General features: G+C 63.3%; 11 protein-coding genes. All 11 read left to right on the top strand.

Annotation, left to right across the window (positions count from 1 at the left end; all coding sequences use genetic code 11):
• The first annotated feature begins 329 nt into the window (after nt 1-329).
• The 11 genes from ppc (at nt 330) to ACQ4WY_RS02305 (ending at nt 15,960) form a co-directional block, all read left to right on the top strand.
• Nucleotides 330-3,083 (top strand): phosphoenolpyruvate carboxylase, encoded by a 2,754-nt coding sequence (gene ppc / locus ACQ4WY_RS02355; protein ID WP_436502655.1) that lies wholly within the window; start codon nt 330-332, stop codon nt 3,081-3,083.
• A gap of 28 nt (nt 3,084-3,111) precedes the next feature.
• The gene (gene gap, locus ACQ4WY_RS02350) at nt 3,112-4,122 is read left to right on the top strand and encodes a type I glyceraldehyde-3-phosphate dehydrogenase (protein ID WP_353656915.1); all 1,011 of its coding nucleotides are present in this window, start codon (nt 3,112-3,114) and stop codon (nt 4,120-4,122) included.
• Between the two features lie 87 nt (nt 4,123-4,209).
• Entirely contained in the window at nt 4,210-5,670 is a 1,461-nt protein-coding gene (gene pyk / locus ACQ4WY_RS02345; RefSeq protein ID WP_081345659.1) for a pyruvate kinase, read from the top strand.
• 86 nt (nt 5,671-5,756) lie between these two features.
• On the top strand, nt 5,757-6,020 hold the full coding sequence (locus ACQ4WY_RS02340; RefSeq protein WP_436502654.1) for a hypothetical protein: 264 nt from the start codon (nt 5,757-5,759) through the stop codon (nt 6,018-6,020).
• A gap of 89 nt (nt 6,021-6,109) precedes the next feature.
• Entirely contained in the window at nt 6,110-6,604 is a 495-nt protein-coding gene (locus tag ACQ4WY_RS02335; protein ID WP_436502653.1) for a DUF3617 domain-containing protein, read from the top strand.
• A gap of 116 nt (nt 6,605-6,720) precedes the next feature.
• Nucleotides 6,721-7,227 (top strand): sigma-70 family RNA polymerase sigma factor, encoded by a 507-nt coding sequence (locus ACQ4WY_RS02330; protein ID WP_436502652.1) that lies wholly within the window; start codon nt 6,721-6,723, stop codon nt 7,225-7,227.
• An 8-nt stretch (nt 7,228-7,235) separates the two neighbouring features.
• The gene (locus ACQ4WY_RS02325; RefSeq protein WP_436502651.1) at nt 7,236-8,201 is read left to right on the top strand and encodes a DUF4880 domain-containing protein; all 966 of its coding nucleotides are present in this window, start codon (nt 7,236-7,238) and stop codon (nt 8,199-8,201) included.
• A 136-nt stretch (nt 8,202-8,337) separates the two neighbouring features.
• The gene (locus ACQ4WY_RS02320; RefSeq protein ID WP_436502650.1) at nt 8,338-10,797 is read left to right on the top strand and encodes a TonB-dependent siderophore receptor; all 2,460 of its coding nucleotides are present in this window, start codon (nt 8,338-8,340) and stop codon (nt 10,795-10,797) included.
• 74 nt (nt 10,798-10,871) lie between these two features.
• Entirely contained in the window at nt 10,872-11,240 is a 369-nt protein-coding gene (locus ACQ4WY_RS02315) for a hypothetical protein (protein ID WP_436502649.1), read from the top strand.
• A complete protein-coding gene (locus ACQ4WY_RS02310) occupies nt 11,237-11,893 on the top strand; it encodes a hypothetical protein (RefSeq protein ID WP_436502648.1) in 657 nt (218 codons plus the stop codon). The genes ACQ4WY_RS02315 and ACQ4WY_RS02310 overlap by 4 nt, the downstream gene beginning before the upstream one ends.
• A 365-nt stretch (nt 11,894-12,258) precedes the next feature.
• Entirely contained in the window at nt 12,259-15,960 is a 3,702-nt protein-coding gene (locus ACQ4WY_RS02305) for a PAS domain S-box protein (protein ID WP_436502647.1), read from the top strand.
• Nucleotides 15,961-15,970 lie beyond the last annotated feature (10 nt).

Genomic DNA, 15,970 nt, shown 5'->3' with positions numbered 1-15,970 from the left:
AAGATGTGGATTACATCCTTGTTTCAGCCGCCAGCATACAGCAGAGCGCCTGGCCATGTGTGTTGTGCCGTCACTTTTCAGCCTCGAAAGACAAAAGTTGGTTGCCTTTCGCTTAAATGCGTAGTAAATTTTCATATTGTTGCCCTGGCAAACAGCTCGCAAGCCCTTTGTGGCCCTTTTGGCGTGGATTTTATTGATGAAAATCAAGAGGATGGTGAGACAATAAGGTAAATTTACTACAAAATGGATGATGGGCGTTTCCCGGGCCGGGAAGCGCGTACTACGCAATCTGTGCGGTGCCGCCGTGGCCGCCCCAGGAAATGAATACCATGCAAATGAATGAAGTGAAAGACGAGCTGCTGAGCAGCGATATCCGCCAGCTGGGCCGTCTGCTGGGCGACGCCATCCGCAACCACCTGGGCGACCCCGCCTTCGAGCGCATCGAACATGTGCGCCAGCTGGCCATCCGTTTCCGCCGCGACAATGATGAAGTGGCGCGCGCGCAGCTGTCGGACGCCTTGCAAGCGCTGTCGCAGGAAGAAACCACGCAGTTGACGCGCGCTTTCAGCTATTTCTCGCTGCTGGCCAATATTGCGGAAGATCAACACCACATCCGCCGCACGCGCGCCCATTTGATCGCCGGTTCGCCGCCGCGCCAGGGTAGCCTCAGCCATGCCGTTGGCAACGTGTTTGACGCGGGCAAGGCCGATGCGCTGGCATCGTTCTTTGAAGATGCCTTCGTCAGTCCCGTCTTCACGGCGCACCCGACGGAAGTGCAGCGCAAGAGCATCCAGAATTGCCAGATGGCCATCGCGCGCCTGTTGAGCGAGCGCGACCGCGTACAAATGACGCCGGAAGAGGCCGAGCAAAACGAGGAAGCGCTGGGCCGGGGCATCGTCACCCTGTGGCAGACGCGTCTGTTGCGCACCAGCAAACTGTCCGTCATGGATGAAGTGGCCAATGGCCTGTCGTTCTACGACCACACCATCCTGCGTGAACTGCCGAAACTGTATTCCTCGCTGGAAACCATGCTGGCCCAGCGAGATGCCCGCTGGGAAGATGCGGAATTGCCCAATTTCATGAAAGTCGGCAGCTGGATAGGCGGCGACCGCGACGGCAATCCGTTTGTCACGGCCGACATCCTGCGCAGCACCCTGCAGACGCAGGCTGACAAGGTACTCGATTTTTACCTCGGCGAATTGCGCAAGCTCGCCTCGCAGCTGTCGCTGGCGCAAATCCTCAATGCCTGCAGCGAGCCGCTGCGCGCGCTGGCCGAACGCTCGGCCGATGCGTCGCCGCACCGCGTCGACGAGCCGTACCGCCGCGCCCTGCATGGCATCCATGCGCGCCTGGAAGCCACGCGCGTGGTGCTCTCCAACAAGGGCAAGCAGGCTGAAGGCGTGCAGCCCTACGCTGCAGCGGCCGAACTGCTGGCCGACCTGGACGTGGTTCAGCATTCGCTCGTCAGCAATGGCTTGCGCGCGCTGGCGCGTGGCCGGCTGCGCCAGCTGCGCCGCGCCGTCAAGGTCTTCGGCTTTTCTCTGGCACCGCTCGATCTGCGCCAGAATTCTGACGTGCATGAGCGTGTCGTGGGTGAACTGTTCGCTGGCGCCCAGCCGGGCCTCTCGTATCTGGACCTCGATGAAGAACAGCGCATCGCCGTGCTGCTGGCCGAACTGGAGTCGCCACGCTTGCTCACGTCGCCGTATGCGCAGTACTCGGAGGAAACCACCTCCGAACTCGACATCTTCCGCGCCGTGCGCGAAGCCCACGTCAAATACGGCCGTGAATCGGTACCGAACTGCATCATCTCGAAGGCGGCCAGCGTCTCGGACTTGCTGGAAGTGGCTTTGCTGCTGAAAGAAGTGGGCTTGCTGCGCCAGGACAGCCGCGAAGTTGATGTCAACATCATCCCCCTGTTCGAAACCATCGACGACCTGCGCGCCGGCCCCGCCATCATGGCGCGCGCCTTCGGCTTGCCGTTCTATCGTGGCTTGCTCGCATCGCGCGCGGACCAGCAGGAAGTCATGCTCGGCTATTCGGACAGCAACAAGGACGGCGGTTTCCTTACGTCGGGCTGGGAACTCTACAAGGCCGAGATCGAGCTGGTGACGGTCTTCAAGCAAGAGCAGATCAAGCTGCGCCTGTTCCACGGCCGCGGCGGCTCCGTCGGCCGCGGCGGCGGCCCCAGCTACGAAGCCATCCTGGCCCAGCCGGCCGGCGCCGTGCAGGGACAGATCCGCCTGACGGAGCAGGGCGAAGTCATCACGGCCAAGTACGCGAACCCGGAAGTAGGGCGCCGCAACCTGGAAGTGCTGGTGGCCGCCACTATCCAGTCGACCCTGCTGCCGCAGGCACAGCTGCAACCGAAGGCCTCGGCCGGCGCGGGCCACCTGGCCGCGATGGAAGAACTGTCCGGCACGGCCCTGAACGCCTACCGCGACCTCGTGTATGGCACGGAGGGCTTCGAACAGTATTTCTGGGAATCGACGGTGATCGCGGAGATTGCCGCCCTGAACATCGGCAGCCGTCCCGCGTCGCGCAAGAAATCCACGTCCATCGAAGATTTGCGCGCCATTCCCTGGGTCTTAAGCTGGGCGCAATGCCGCTTGATGCTGCCGGGCTGGTTCGGCTTCGGTTCCGCCGTGCAAGCCTACCTGGCCGCCCATCCGGCGGACGGCGCGGACGTGCTGCGCGGCATGTACACGGACTGGCCATTCTTCACGTCCCTGCTGTCGAACATGGATATGGTTCTGGCCAAGAGCGACATCGCCATTGCCGGCAAGTATGCGGAACTGGTCAAGGACAAGGTCTTGCGCGATGCCATCTTTACACGGATACGCGCCGAATACGCGGCCACCCTGGACGCCTTGAAGCTGATCACGGGCCAGGAAGAGTTGCAGCAAGCCAATCCGCTGATGCAGCGCTCGATACGCAACCGTTTCCCGTATATCGACCCGCTCAATCACGTGCAGGTGGAGTTGTTGAAGCGTTTCCGCGAAGGCAAGCAGGACGCGGCGGCGCGCACGGGCATCCATTTGTCGATCAACGGCATCGCGGCCGGGCTACGCAACAGCGGTTAATTCATTCAAACAATATCAAGGAGACAGCATGACCATCAAAGTTGCCATCAATGGCTATGGCCGCATCGGCCGCAATGTCTTGCGCGCGTTTTATGAAGGCGGCAAGCAGCAGGATATCGAAATCGTCGCCATCAACGACCTGGGCGACGCCAAGTCGAATGCGCATTTGACGCGCTACGACACGGTGCACGGCAAGTTTCCCGGCGTCGTCACCATCGACGGCGACAACATGCTCGTCAATGGCGACCGCATCCGCGTCTTCGCGCAGCGCGACCCGGCCCTGATACCCTGGGGCGAACTGGGCGTCGACGTGGTGCTCGAATGCACGGGTTTCTTCACGACCAAGGAAAAAGCGTCGGCCCACCTGAAGGGCGGAGCGAAAAAAGTCATCATCTCTGCCCCTGGTGGCAAGGACGTGGACGCCACCATCGTGTTCGGTGTCAACCAGCATGTGTTGAAGGCATCCGATACGGTCATTTCGAACGCATCGTGCACGACGAATTGCCTGGCGCCATTAGTAAAGCCGCTGAACGACGCCATCGGCATCGAATCGGGCCTGATGACCACCGTGCACGCCTATACGAACGACCAGGTGCTGTCCGACGTGATGCATGAAGACTTGCGCCGCGCCCGCTCGGCCACGCATTCGATGATCCCCACCAAGACGGGCGCGGCCGCGGCTGTCGGCCTCGTCTTGCCGGAACTGAATGGCAAGCTGGACGGTTTTGCCATCCGCGTGCCGACGATTAACGTGTCGCTGGTCGACCTGTCCTTCATCGCCAAGCGCGACACCAGCGTCGAGGAAGTCAACGCCTTGCTGAAAACGGCGTCGGAAGGCGCGCTGAAGGGCATTTTGACGTACCAGACGGAACCGCTCGTTTCCATCGATTTCAATCACAACCCGGCCTCGTCGAACTTCGATTCGACCCTGACCAAGGTCTCGGGGCGCCTCGTGAAAGTGTCGTCGTGGTACGACAACGAGTGGGGTTTCTCGAACCGCATGTTGGACACCACGGTCGCCCTGATGGCGGCCAAGTAAGAAGGAACCACCGCTGATCCAGCGCACCAGGACGGCCGGCCCACAAGGCTGGCCCTTGTAGCAACTCATTATAGAAAGCAGCACACCATGACCATGCAAGTACAGCAACGCGCCACCAAGATCGTTTCCACCATCGGCCCCGCTTCGAACGATATCGATACCCTCGTGCGCATGTTCAAGGCCGGCGTCGACGTCGTGCGCCTGAACTTTTCGCATGGCAAGGCGCAAGACCATATCGACCGCGCCCGCATGGTGCGCGAAGCGGCAGCCCTGTGCGGCCGCGAAGTGGCCATCATGGCCGACTTGCAAGGCCCGAAGATTCGCGTCGGCAAGTTTGAAGAAGGCAAGATTTTCCTGGAAAACGGCGCCAAGTTCATCCTCGACGCGAAGTGGGGTGAAAACGGCGAACTGGGCAACATCGAGCGCTGCGGCCTCGACTACAAGGAATTGCCGCGCGACTTGCGCACGGCCGACGTGCTGCTGCTCAACGATGGCTTGATCGTGCTGACGGTCGATAAAGTCGTCGGCAGCGAAATCCACACGACAGTGAAAATCGGCGGCGAATTGTCGAACAACAAGGGCATCAACCGCCAAGGCGGCGGTCTGTCGGCGCCGGCCTTGACAGCCAAAGACATGGAAGACGTAAAAACGGCGATGAGCTTCCAGGCCGATTACGTGGCCGTGTCCTTCCCGAAAAACGCCACCGACATGGTGATGGCGCGCCAGCTGGCCAATATCGCCGGCGAAGCGTGGGACCACAAGCCGATGATGATCGCCAAGATCGAGCGGGCGGAAGCCATTCCTGCGCTGCAAGAAATTCTCGACGCTTCCGACGGCATCATGGTGGCGCGCGGCGATTTGGCCGTGGAAGTGGGTAATGCGGCCGTGCCGGCCTTGCAAAAGCGCATGATCAAGATGGCGCGCGCGTCGAACAAACTGGCGATCACGGCCACGCAGATGATGGAATCGATGATCGTCAACGCCGTGCCGACCCGCGCGGAAGTATCCGACGTGGCCAACGCCGTGCTCGATGGCACGGATGCCGTCATGACGTCGGCGGAAACGGCCTCGGGCCGCTACCCGATCGAGACGGTGGAAGCGATGGCCGCCATCTGCCTGGACGCGGAAAAATGGGATACCTGCAAGCTGGACGCCGATTTCCTCAACGCCACGTTCTCGCGCATCGACCAGTCGATCGCCTACGGCGCCCTGTTTACGGCCCATCACCTGCGCGTGAAAGCCATTGCCACCCTGACGGAATCGGGTTCCACGGCCTTGTGGATGAGCCGTTGTAACATCGACATCCCCATCGTCGCGCTGACCCCGAGCGTGGGCACGCGCCGCAAGCTGGCCCTGTACCGCAACGTCAGCACCCTGGAACTGACGTCCGGCACCGACCGCGACAAGGTCTTGCAACAGGCGGAAGACTTGCTGCTGGAACATAAAGTCGTGGCCAAGGGCGACACCGTCGTGCTGACCTGGGGCGAGCCGATGGGCAAGGTCGGCGGCACGAACGCCTTGAAAATCATGAAGATCGGCCAGCACTGACCGTGTATTATTGAACACATCGCTGGCCGACCGCCGTCTGCAGCCTTAAGAATGGCTGAAAGAGTGGCGGTTGGCCGGCCACCGCAATGGCAGGTGCCCAATCTGCCATTGCGGTGAGCACATTTCCGTGTCAGCATGGTTTCCTGCCTTCCAAGGCGCATCCGGAGTTCATGATGACTACATACTTGCCTGCCTTGATCTGGTCGCTGTCGGCCTTCGCTTGCCTCTTCATTGCCAAACGCCGCTCCTTGAAAACAACTGCTGTCAGGGCCATCCTGGTGGTGTTTCTGGGGCCGTTTGCCATTCCCTTCGTGCTGACCGCAAAGCCAGAGAAACGCCATCTGGCATAATCGCCCGCGACCGCCATGTACGGCTAAGCGTGTGGCCTGCGGGCATTCCTCTTTGCTATATTCAAGTTTTTAGCCGAAAGAGCATGCCCATGAAGCGCAGCGCGACCCTGTTCCTGATGACTATCCTTCCCCTGTGCGCGGCCACGTTCGCCTCGGCGGCCGAGCCTGTGCAGCGCCTGCAGCGCGCCACGGGGCTGTGGAAGGTGACGCCCGCCACCTCGCCGTTTTCCTGGGAAATCTGTGTTGACCAACAATACGACCGCCTGATCGAAGATGACTTGTGGACCGATTTCGAGCAGGAATGTCAGATCGCGTCGCAAAACCGCCAGGGCGACAGTTACCACTTCCAGTCCAGCTGTCCGGGTGCCATGCTGGCCGGCAGCTTCAAGGGCGACCTTGCCAAGGGATACACGTTGATCGCCGACACCACGATGGAATTGAACGGCAAGACCGAGGTGCAGCGGACTGAACTGACGGGGGTGTTTCTGGGCGCTTGTCCAGCAGGACTGGCGCCGGGCGCCAAGAAAATGCGCGGCGGCATGGTGATGAAGAGTCTGTATATAGACCGCCAGCAACCACGCTGAAACAACAGTTTCCAGGGATAGGCAGGCGCCGGCATTGACGCCGAAGGCAATGATTTGTGATAATGAGAATTATTATCAATTAGACGCGCCTTGCCATGAGCGCATCGGAGTCCCTAGTGAACATTGCGCAGTCCAGCGAGTCGATAGCAGGCATCTACAGCAGCCACCACGGCTGGCTGATGCGCTGGCTGCGCGCCAAGCTGCAGTGCGCCGACCATGCGGCCGACCTGGCGCAGGATACCTTCGTGCGCCTGTTGACGGCGCCGCCGGAAGGCCGGCAGACCCTGCGCGAACCGCGCGCCTACCTGACGACCGTGGCGCAGCGCCTGCTGATCGACCATTACCGGCGCGTGTCGCTGGAGCAGGCGTGGCTGGAAACCCTGGCGCAGCAGCCCGATCTGCTGATGCAATCGCCGGAAGAGCGTTTGCTGGTGCGCGAAGCCTTGCAGCGCATCGACGCCATGCTCGACGGCTTGCCGCCGCTGGTACGCAGCGCCTTCCTGCTGGCGCATGTGGACGGCCTCGCTTATGGGGAAATCGCCCGGCGCCTGGCCGTGAGCGAGCGCAGCATCAAGCGCTACATGGTGCAGGCGTTTGAACGCTGCATCCTGCTGATCCTGTGAATGCCAGCATGACCGCCATCGATCCCCGCGTCGCGCGTGCGGCGGCGCAATGGCTGGTGCGTTTGCACGGGGGCGCCTTGACTCCCGACGAGCAGCAAGCTTTCCAGGCCTGGCGTGCCAGCGATCCCGCGCACGAAACGGCCTGGCAGCGTGCCGAACTGGTGTGCAGCACGCTGGCCAGCGTGCCGCCCGCGCTGCGCCAGACGGCGGACGCGGCGCCGCAGTCGCCGCACCGGCGTGCCGTGCTGTACGGCTTGGCCGGGCTGATCGCGGCCGGGCCGGCGCTGTGGCTGGCCAGCCGGTCGGCGCCTTGGCAAGCGTGGCGCGCCGCCATCCGCACGGCCAGGGGGGAAATCCGCCACATGACATTACCTGACGGCACGCAACTGGTGCTCAATACGGACACGGCCATTGATATGCATTACGGCGCGGCATTGCGGCTGGTCGTGCTGCATGCCGGGGAAATTCATGTCGCCACGGCGCACGACGGGGCCGTGCCGGCACGTCCGTTCCTCGTGCGCAGCAGCAATGGTGCCGTGCGTGCGCTGGGCACACACTTCAGCGTGCGCCACGCTGGCACCGTGCTGGCGCCGCGTACGCAGGTGAGCGTCAGCGAAGGCGCCGTCGAGATGCAGCCAAGTGAAGCGCCCGGCGCCTTGCGCAGGGTTGATGCGGGGCAGCAGGGCAGTTTCGACGATCATGCCGTTTCTGCCTTGACGCCGCTGGCGCCGCACGCTGCCGGCTGGCTGAAAGGCGTGCTGATCGCCGAGCGCATGCCGCTGGGCGAGCTGCTCGGGCAGGTAGCGCGCTATCGCTACGGCGTAATCCGCTGCGATCCGGCGCTGGCTGCCATGCCCGTGGACGGCATCTTCCAGCTGAACGACCCGGACAACATCCTGCTCTTGCTGCAACGTTCCTTGCCGATCCGGCTGGCGCGTCGCACGCGCTACTGGATCAGTGTCGAGGCTGCCTGAAGCAAAATTTTCCGTTTGCCTGTCCCTTTTTTCAGATTGCTCCGTCATACAAGGTAGAGAACGAACAATCCGAATCATCGAAAGGGCTTACATGGCTTTGCAGCACCGCATCCTTGCACCATTTTCTCCAGCGCGAATGACGCTCCATCCGACTACGGGCGCCGTGCGCGCCGCGCTGGTCCTGCTCCTCGCCGTGGGCGCCGCCGGCACCGGCTTGCCTCAGGTGGCGCTGGCTGCCGAGTCCAGCCCGGCCGCCAACGTGCGCGACTACAATATTCCTGCCGGCAGCCTGCGCGGCGCGCTGGCGTCGTTTGCCATCGCCGCCGGCGTCAACCTGTCCACCCAGGGCGTGGCGCTCGACGGCCTGGCGACGTCAGGCTTGCAGGGCCGCCATGGCGTCGTGGCCGGCCTGCAAAAACTGCTGCAAGGCAGCGGTTTGGAAGTGACGGATAGTGGCAATGGCAATTACCTTTTGCGCAAGATCAATGTCAGTACGGCCGATGGCGGCCTGGACAGCATGCCCGCCGTGGTCGTCAGCGCCGAGGCGGACCGCGCCACGGAAGGCACGGGTTTATACACGTCGAGGAATCTGTCGACGGCCACGGGCTTGAACCTGTCGCAGCGCCACACGCCGCAAACGGTCAGCGTCATTTCGCGCCAGCAAATGGAAGATTTCGACCTGACCACCTTGCAGGACGTGGCGCGCGCCACGCCCGGCCTGTATGGCAAGACGCAAGGCGTGTCCGACCAGGAAACCACGTATTTCGCCCGGGGCTTCGCCTTGAGCCACGTGAATGTCGATGGCTTGCCGCTCGATGTCACGGGTTTTAATGAACGCAACGTCTCCGCCGACATGCTGATGTACGACCGCGTGGAAGTGGTGCGCGGCGCCACCGGCCTGATGGAAGGGGCGGGCGCGCCGTCGGGCAGCATTAATATGATACGCAAGCGCCCCACGGCTACGCCCTTGCTGGACGCCTCGGCCCACCTGGGCAGCTGGAAGGACCGGCAATTGACGGTGGACGCCAGCAATGCCCTGAACGCCTCGGGCAGCGTGCGCGGCAGGGTGGCGGCCAGCTGGCGCGACAGCGACAGTTTCGTCGACGTGGTCAACAACACCAACGGCACCGTGTATGCGATCGTCGAGGCGGACCTGACGCCGTCGACCACGGCCGGCATCGGTTTCTCGCGCCAGCACAGCCGCACCGACGGCGTGTTCGTCGGCCTGCCGACCTTGCCTGATGGCCGACACATGGACTTGCCCCGCTCGACTTTCCTGAACAACGCCGATTCCTTCCAGAAACGCGACAACAACGTGTTCTTCGCCGACCTGGAAACGAAACTGGAGAAGGGCTGGCGCAGCCGCTTCGCCATCACGCGCATCGATGCCTCGTCGAGTACGCGCAATACCACCAACAGCCGCGTCGATGGCGAAACGTTTCTGCTGGAACAGTCGGAAACGGGCTGGAAGTACAACACGCAACAAGTGGTGGCGGACTGGCGCTTGAGCGGCCCCGTCACCTGGTTCGGCCGCCAGCATGACGTCATCGTCGGCGCCAGCTACCGCCATGACGATTCGGACGCGGCGCAGAGCTGGGAAGGTGCGGGGAAGCGCGTGATCGACATCCGCAGCTGGAATCCGCGCGCCTACCGCATGAATGGCGCGCCATTTGAGCCGTACAACTGGGGCCGCAAGACGGATGAGAAGGGCCTGTATGCGGCCGGCAATTTCAGCCTGGCCGATCCGCTGCGCCTGGTGCTGGGCGGGCGTTTCGGCTGGTATGCGCAGGATGTCACGGGCTGGTATGCCACCAATCCGACGTGGCGCCGCGACCTGACGGAAAACGCGAAGTTCACGCCGTACGCGGGCCTGGTCTACGATTTGGATCAGCACCATTCCGTGTATGCGAGCGGCACGCAGATCTTTCAGCCGCAAAGCGTGCTCGATGTAAAGGGCAACACCTTGCCACCGCTGAGCGGTACCAATCTGGAAGTAGGCGTGAAGGGCGAGTATTTCGGCGGCAGGCTCAATGCCAGCGGCGCCTTGTTCCGCATCAAACAAAACAACCGCGCCATGGCCGATGAAGTCAATTGCCCCACGGGCGGCGCCATCTATTGCGCCCGCGCGGCCGGGCAGGTGCAGAGCGAAGGCGTCGATCTGCAATTGTCGGGCTCGCCATTCCCGGGCTGGCAGATCGCGGGCGGCTACACCTATGTGCTGGCCAAGTATACAAAGGACAGCGTGGCCGCCAACATCGGCCAGCGCATCGCTACCGATGAACCGAAGCAATTGTTCAAGCTGTACACGAACGTGCAGCTGAGCGGCAGCCTGGCGCAATGGAATCTGGGCGCCTACGTGACTGCGCAGGACAAGATTTACCGCCGCGACAAGGCTTACCTGACGCAGCAGGGCGGCTACGCCATCGTCGGGCTGACGGCCGGCTACCGTCTCAGCGAGCAGCTGCAACTGCGCGTGAATGTCGACAACGTGCTCGACCGCCGCTACTACCAGGGACTCGGCTACTCCTGGTCGGGCGGGCTGGAACGCTACGGCGCGCCGCGCAGCGTACTTGTCTCGCTGAACTACAAGATGTAAAGGCTGTGCTTGCAGAACGCGTCCCTCGCGGCGCCTCTGCTACACTGCCGCCGTCTCCATTTTTTACTGTCCCCATGTCCGCCACACCAGTCCTCACGCTCCTGAAAAGCGCTTTCCAGCAATCGCGCGCCGAGAATAACATCGAGCTGATTCTGCCCGAACTGCTGGCCGCGCAATTGCATGTCGTCATCGGAGGGCAAAGCGAGCAGATCGACCTGTTCCTCGTGCCATCGCCCAATCCCGAGCGCCAGTGCGTGACGGTGGCGGAAGACCCGGCTTTCCTGGACGGCATCGCGTTCCCCAAGATTCCCGTCACAGGCGCGCAACTGATCGCTTCGATTCCTCCCGAGATCGAGATCGTCATCCTGCATGGCGATGGCGCCAATTACCTAACGCGCGAGCAGCTGGCGTGGTTCCGCGGCATGCTGGCGCCGACCGCTTGAGCGGAGATATGGCGCGCAAGCTGAAAGGGGCGCGCGCGGAGTGGATATGCTTTGCACCAGCCGAGGGTGCGGCTGCCGAGGCGGCGTTGATGGCGCATATGCATCCCGTGCTGTCGCGCAGCGTGCTGCTGGGCGGCTGCGCCCTGATCCTCGCCTTTATCGGGCAAGCCGTCTGGCGCGACGTGCCGTATGCGGGCGAGGCAGTGTTGTTCGGTCCGCTGGCGCTGGCCGCCTGGATTGCAGGCCTGGTACTGTTTCCCGGACGCAGCCTGCTCTTTCATGTGGAACTTGACGATGCGGGCCTGTTGCTGCGGCGCCATGCGCGGCGCCTGCCGGGCTGGGATAAAAGCGTACAGCTGGAGTTGGTGCAGCTGCAGCGGGTGGAAGTGGTCAGGTATGGAGGCGCGCTGCAGGTCTACCGGGCTGCGCCACCGCTTGCGCGCGTGGAGCTGCTGCTCTACACGACCCTCACGGACTGTCCGCTGATCCGCATGGTGGGCCTGGACTTGCCCGTGCCGCAGCGCTGGTCGCTGTGCCAGATCAAGGACGAACTCAGCCGCCGCTGTAGACTGGCCGGTATCCCTGTCAGCGAGACGGCTGGCCCGATCAGCCAGCAATCCGATGCCATCCGCGCGCGCTGGCCGCAGGCATAGGCGGGCCATTGTCGCATCGCCGCCGCAATTACTATCATTTTTGATAACTGTATTGCTGAAGTCCTATGAATATGTTCGCAAAGCAACTATACTCGTGGCTCTTTAAAAAATCATCGTCACGCTGGCGGCCAGACATCCGCGCCAGAGTTCGTACGCATTCCGCTTTTTCTCTCTGAACAAGCACCTTTCCCCCGCGCGGCAGGCGCGGGCGTGATGACCGAGCCTTGCCCTGGTCGACTGCTACCGTTGTCATTTCCGCTGTGTTGCCGCTTTAGTAAAAAGCGTGGCGCCGGCGCACGGTGCGCCGTCATGTTTTGCGACGTCACGTTTCACTCACCTTATGCCACGACAGTATGCTTAGTTCCATGTTTGATGTATCGGACAACACGCTTGCCTATATCTATGGCACGCACAATGTCTGGCTGGTGCTGTTTTCCATCGGCATCGCCATTTTCGCCTCGTTCATGGCCCTGCAGATCGCCGGCATGGCGCGCAGCAGCGAGCGCGGCTTCCAGCGCCAGACGGCCATCATCACGGGCGCCATCGCGCTCGGCGGCGGCATCTGGTCGATGCACTTCATCGGCATGCTGGCATTCGATATCTGCACGCGCGTTTCCTTCGACCCCGGCCTGACCCTGCTGTCGATGCTGCCCGGCGTGGCCGCTTCGTGGGTGGCGCTGCACTTGCTGGCGCGTCCGCGCATCAGCTGGCGACAACTGGTGGTGGGTGGCGCGCTGGTGGGCGTGGGCATCGGTTCCATGCATTACAGCGGCATGGCCGCCATGCTAACTTCGCTGACCCTGCATTACCAGCCGTGGCTGTTTGTCTTGTCGCTGGTGGTGGCCGTCACCATGGCCATGCTGGCGCTGTGGATACGCTTCGGCCTGAACGCCATGCGCCAGCGCCTGAGCCCCCTGGCATCCTTGCTGGTCAGCAGCGTCGTCATGGGCCTGGCCATTTCCGGCATGCATTACACGGGCATGCTGGCGGCGCGCTTTTCCGGTACGCCCACGGCAGGCGAGAATACGATTACGGTACAGGCCTCGTTCGTGGCCCTGGCCGTGGCCCTGATCACCGTCACCCTGACCGTCTTCGTGGCCGCCGCGAACGGCTTGCTGCGCTACCGCCAGCTGCTGGGCCACGCCAGCGTCAGCGAATCGCGCCTGCGCGCCATCGTCGACACGGCGGCCGATGGTCTGATCACCATCGATGGCCAAGGCAAGGTACGTTCCTTCAACCCCGCCGCGGAAAGCCTGTTTGGCTGGCGCGAAGCCGAGATCGTGGGGCGCGACGCCAGCGTGCTGCTGCAGCCGGCCGACGCGGTCGAATACGAGGGCTATCTGCGCGATTACCTGGAGACGGGCGCCTCGCGCATCCTCGACAGCGGACGCGAACTCGATGGCTGCCACAAGGATGGCGCCGTGCTGCCCATGCGCGTGGCGATCGGCAAGATCGACACGCCGGGCCAGCCCCTGTTCGTGGCTTTTGTCACGGACATGCGTTCGTCGCGCAGCATGGAGCAGGCGCTGAAGGACAGCGAGCGCCAGTACCGCACCCTGATCCGCAATATCCCCGGCGTGTCCTTCCACTGCAGCTACGCGCCCGCATGGCAGATGATTTTCATCAGCGATGCCGTTTTCAACCTGACGGGCTGGATGCCGCAGGATTTCATCGAAGGGCGGGTCAGGCTGTTCGACCTCGTACATCCGGACGACCGCCAGCGCGTCAACGACACCTGCGTGCAGGCGGCCGGCGAGAAGCGCGATTTCGAGAACGTCTACCGCATGATTCACCGCGACGGGCGCGAACGCTGGGTGCGCGAAAGCAGCGGTCCCGTGCTCGATAACGATGGCGTGGTGCGCTGGGTCGATGGTGTCATCCTCGACATCACGGAAAGCGAATTGCGCAACGCCGAATACGAAGGCAAGGTGACGGCCATCTCGCGCGCGATGGCCGTCATCGAGTTCGACCTGCAGGGACGCATCCTGGCGGCCAACGAGAACTTCCTCAACCTCGTCGGCTACCGGCTCGACGACGTGCTGGGCCTGCACCACAGCATCTTCTGCGAACCGGGTTACGTGACTTCGCCGGACTATATGGCGTTCTGGCACCACCTGGCGCAGGGTGAATTCAATACCGGCGAGTACAAGCGCATCGACAAACATGGTCAGGAAGTGTGGATACAGGCCTCGTACAACCCGATCTTTAACACGGACGGCAAGCCGTTCAAGGTGGTCAAGCTGGCCACCGACGTCAGCGAACGGCGCGCCATGCAGGAAAACCTGCGCGCGGCTAAAGACCGCGCCGAGCTGGCCGCCGAATCGAAGACCAGCTTCCTGGCCAACATGAGCCATGAAATCCGCACGCCGATGAACGCCATCATCGGCTTTACGGAAGTGCTGCTGGGGACCGCCCTGGACAGCCTGCAGCGCCGCCATCTGGGCACGGTGCGCCAGTCCGCCCGTTCCCTGCTCGAGCTGCTCAACGACATCCTCGACATGGCCAAGTTGGAAAAAGGCGCCACCGAACTGGAACTGGTGGACTTTTCGCTGCCTGACCTGGTCGACCACGTGGCCGCGTCGCTGCGCATCACGGCGCATGCGCGCGACCTGGTGCTGCATGTGGATGTCGATCCCGGCATGGGCCAGTTCTTCCTGGGCGACGCGCGCCGGGTACAGCAGGTACTGACGAATCTGATCGGCAACGCCGTCAAGTTCACGGAAGTGGGCCATGTGCGCGTGGCCGTCGGCACGCAGGGCGAGCAGGTGCATATCGCCGTGCACGACACGGGCATCGGCATCCCCGCCGACCGGCTCGATAAAATCTTCGCTCCCTTTACGCAAGCCGATTCCTCGATGAGCCGCCGCTTTGGCGGCACGGGCCTGGGCACGACGATTTCACTGCAATTGGTCGAACTGATGGGGGGCACCATCACGGTGGAAAGCACCCTGGGCGTGGGCAGCGTGTTCCACGTGCTGCTGCCGCTGGCGCCGGGCAAGGCCGTGGCGCGCCGCAGCGAGCAGCCCGTGGTGGCCTTGCCGCCGCTGCGCATCCTGGCAGCCGACGACGTGCCGCAGAATGTGGAGCTGCTCCTGATCAGCCTGGGCGCGGCCGGCCACCAGGTGATCGCCGCCAGCGATGGCGAGAGCGCCGTGCGCGAGTTCAGCAAGGGCAGCTTCGACATCGTCCTGATGGACGTGCAGATGCCGCGCATGGATGGCCTGGAAGCGACGCGCCTGATCCGCGTGCACGAGCGCGAACAGGGCCTGAAGGCGACGCCCATCATCGCCCTGACGGCCAGCGTGCTGGAACAGGACCGGCGCGCCGCGCAGACGGCCGGCATGAACGGCTTTGCTTCGAAGCCGCTGGAGATGCACAAGCTGACGGCGGAAATCGCCCGCCTGCTCGACATCGCCGTGGCCATGCCGCCGCCGGCGGCCGGCGCGGTGGCGCGTGCCGCCGCTGGCCAGGTGGACTGGCAGCGCGGCGTCGCCCTGTGGGGCGGCCGCGAGGCCTTGCAGCGCGCCATTGCGCGCTTCGTGCAGGCCAATGGCGACTGCGCCGCGATGCTGGCGGCGGAAATGGAACGCGGCGGCGGCAGCAGCGTGGCGGGCCATTTGCTGCACCGTATCAAGGGCGCGGCGGGCAACCTGTGCCTGGTGCAGGTCGAAAGCCTGCTGGGACGCATCGAGCAAGCCATCGCGCGCCAGCTGCCTGTGACCGAATTGCTGGTGCAACTGGCGGCCGCCTTCATGGCGCTGGCCGGCGAGCTGGAGGCGGGCGCCGAAGCGCCTTTGGTGCCGGCGGCCGAGGCACTCGCCAGCGCGTCGCTCGATGCCTCCGCCTTTGGTGCCTTGCTGCGGCAAGCCATCGCCAGCCTGGAAGGCGGGCAGCTGGACGACGCCTTGATGGCGCAGATCGCCGCCATGCTGGCGCCGCACGGCCAACAGCAGCGACTGCAGGCGCTGGCCAGTGCCATCGACGACTTTGAATTTGCGCGCGCCGCGGGCGTGCTGCGCCAGTTGCTGGCGTGGCTGGATGCGCCGGCGCCCGCCGACCTTTCCTGATATTGGGCTA

Origin of the sequence: Janthinobacterium salmonicoloratum (assembly GCF_051380845.1) — a bacterium.
Classification (GTDB): domain Bacteria; phylum Pseudomonadota; class Gammaproteobacteria; order Burkholderiales; family Burkholderiaceae_D; genus Janthinobacterium; species Janthinobacterium lividum_F.
The sequence above is the reverse complement of the archived record's forward strand: the minus strand, read 5'-3'. Positions and strand labels throughout refer to the sequence as shown.

What these genes read in the sequence shown, in the direction of transcription:
- ppc (WP_436502655.1), top strand. Translation starts at nt 330, where the DNA reads ATGCAAATGAATGAAGTGAAAGACGAGCTGCTGAGCAGCGATATCCGC.
- gap (WP_353656915.1), top strand. Translation starts at nt 3,112, where the DNA reads ATGACCATCAAAGTTGCCATCAATGGCTATGGCCGCATCGGCCGCAAT.
- pyk (WP_081345659.1), top strand. Translation starts at nt 4,210, where the DNA reads ATGACCATGCAAGTACAGCAACGCGCCACCAAGATCGTTTCCACCATC.
- ACQ4WY_RS02340 (WP_436502654.1), top strand. Translation starts at nt 5,757, where the DNA reads ATGGCAGGTGCCCAATCTGCCATTGCGGTGAGCACATTTCCGTGTCAG.
- ACQ4WY_RS02335 (WP_436502653.1), top strand. Translation starts at nt 6,110, where the DNA reads ATGAAGCGCAGCGCGACCCTGTTCCTGATGACTATCCTTCCCCTGTGC.
- ACQ4WY_RS02325 (WP_436502651.1), top strand. Translation starts at nt 7,236, where the DNA reads ATGACCGCCATCGATCCCCGCGTCGCGCGTGCGGCGGCGCAATGGCTG.
- ACQ4WY_RS02320 (WP_436502650.1), top strand. Translation starts at nt 8,338, where the DNA reads ATGACGCTCCATCCGACTACGGGCGCCGTGCGCGCCGCGCTGGTCCTG.
- ACQ4WY_RS02315 (WP_436502649.1), top strand. Translation starts at nt 10,872, where the DNA reads ATGTCCGCCACACCAGTCCTCACGCTCCTGAAAAGCGCTTTCCAGCAA.
- ACQ4WY_RS02305 (WP_436502647.1), top strand. Translation starts at nt 12,259, where the DNA reads ATGTTTGATGTATCGGACAACACGCTTGCCTATATCTATGGCACGCAC.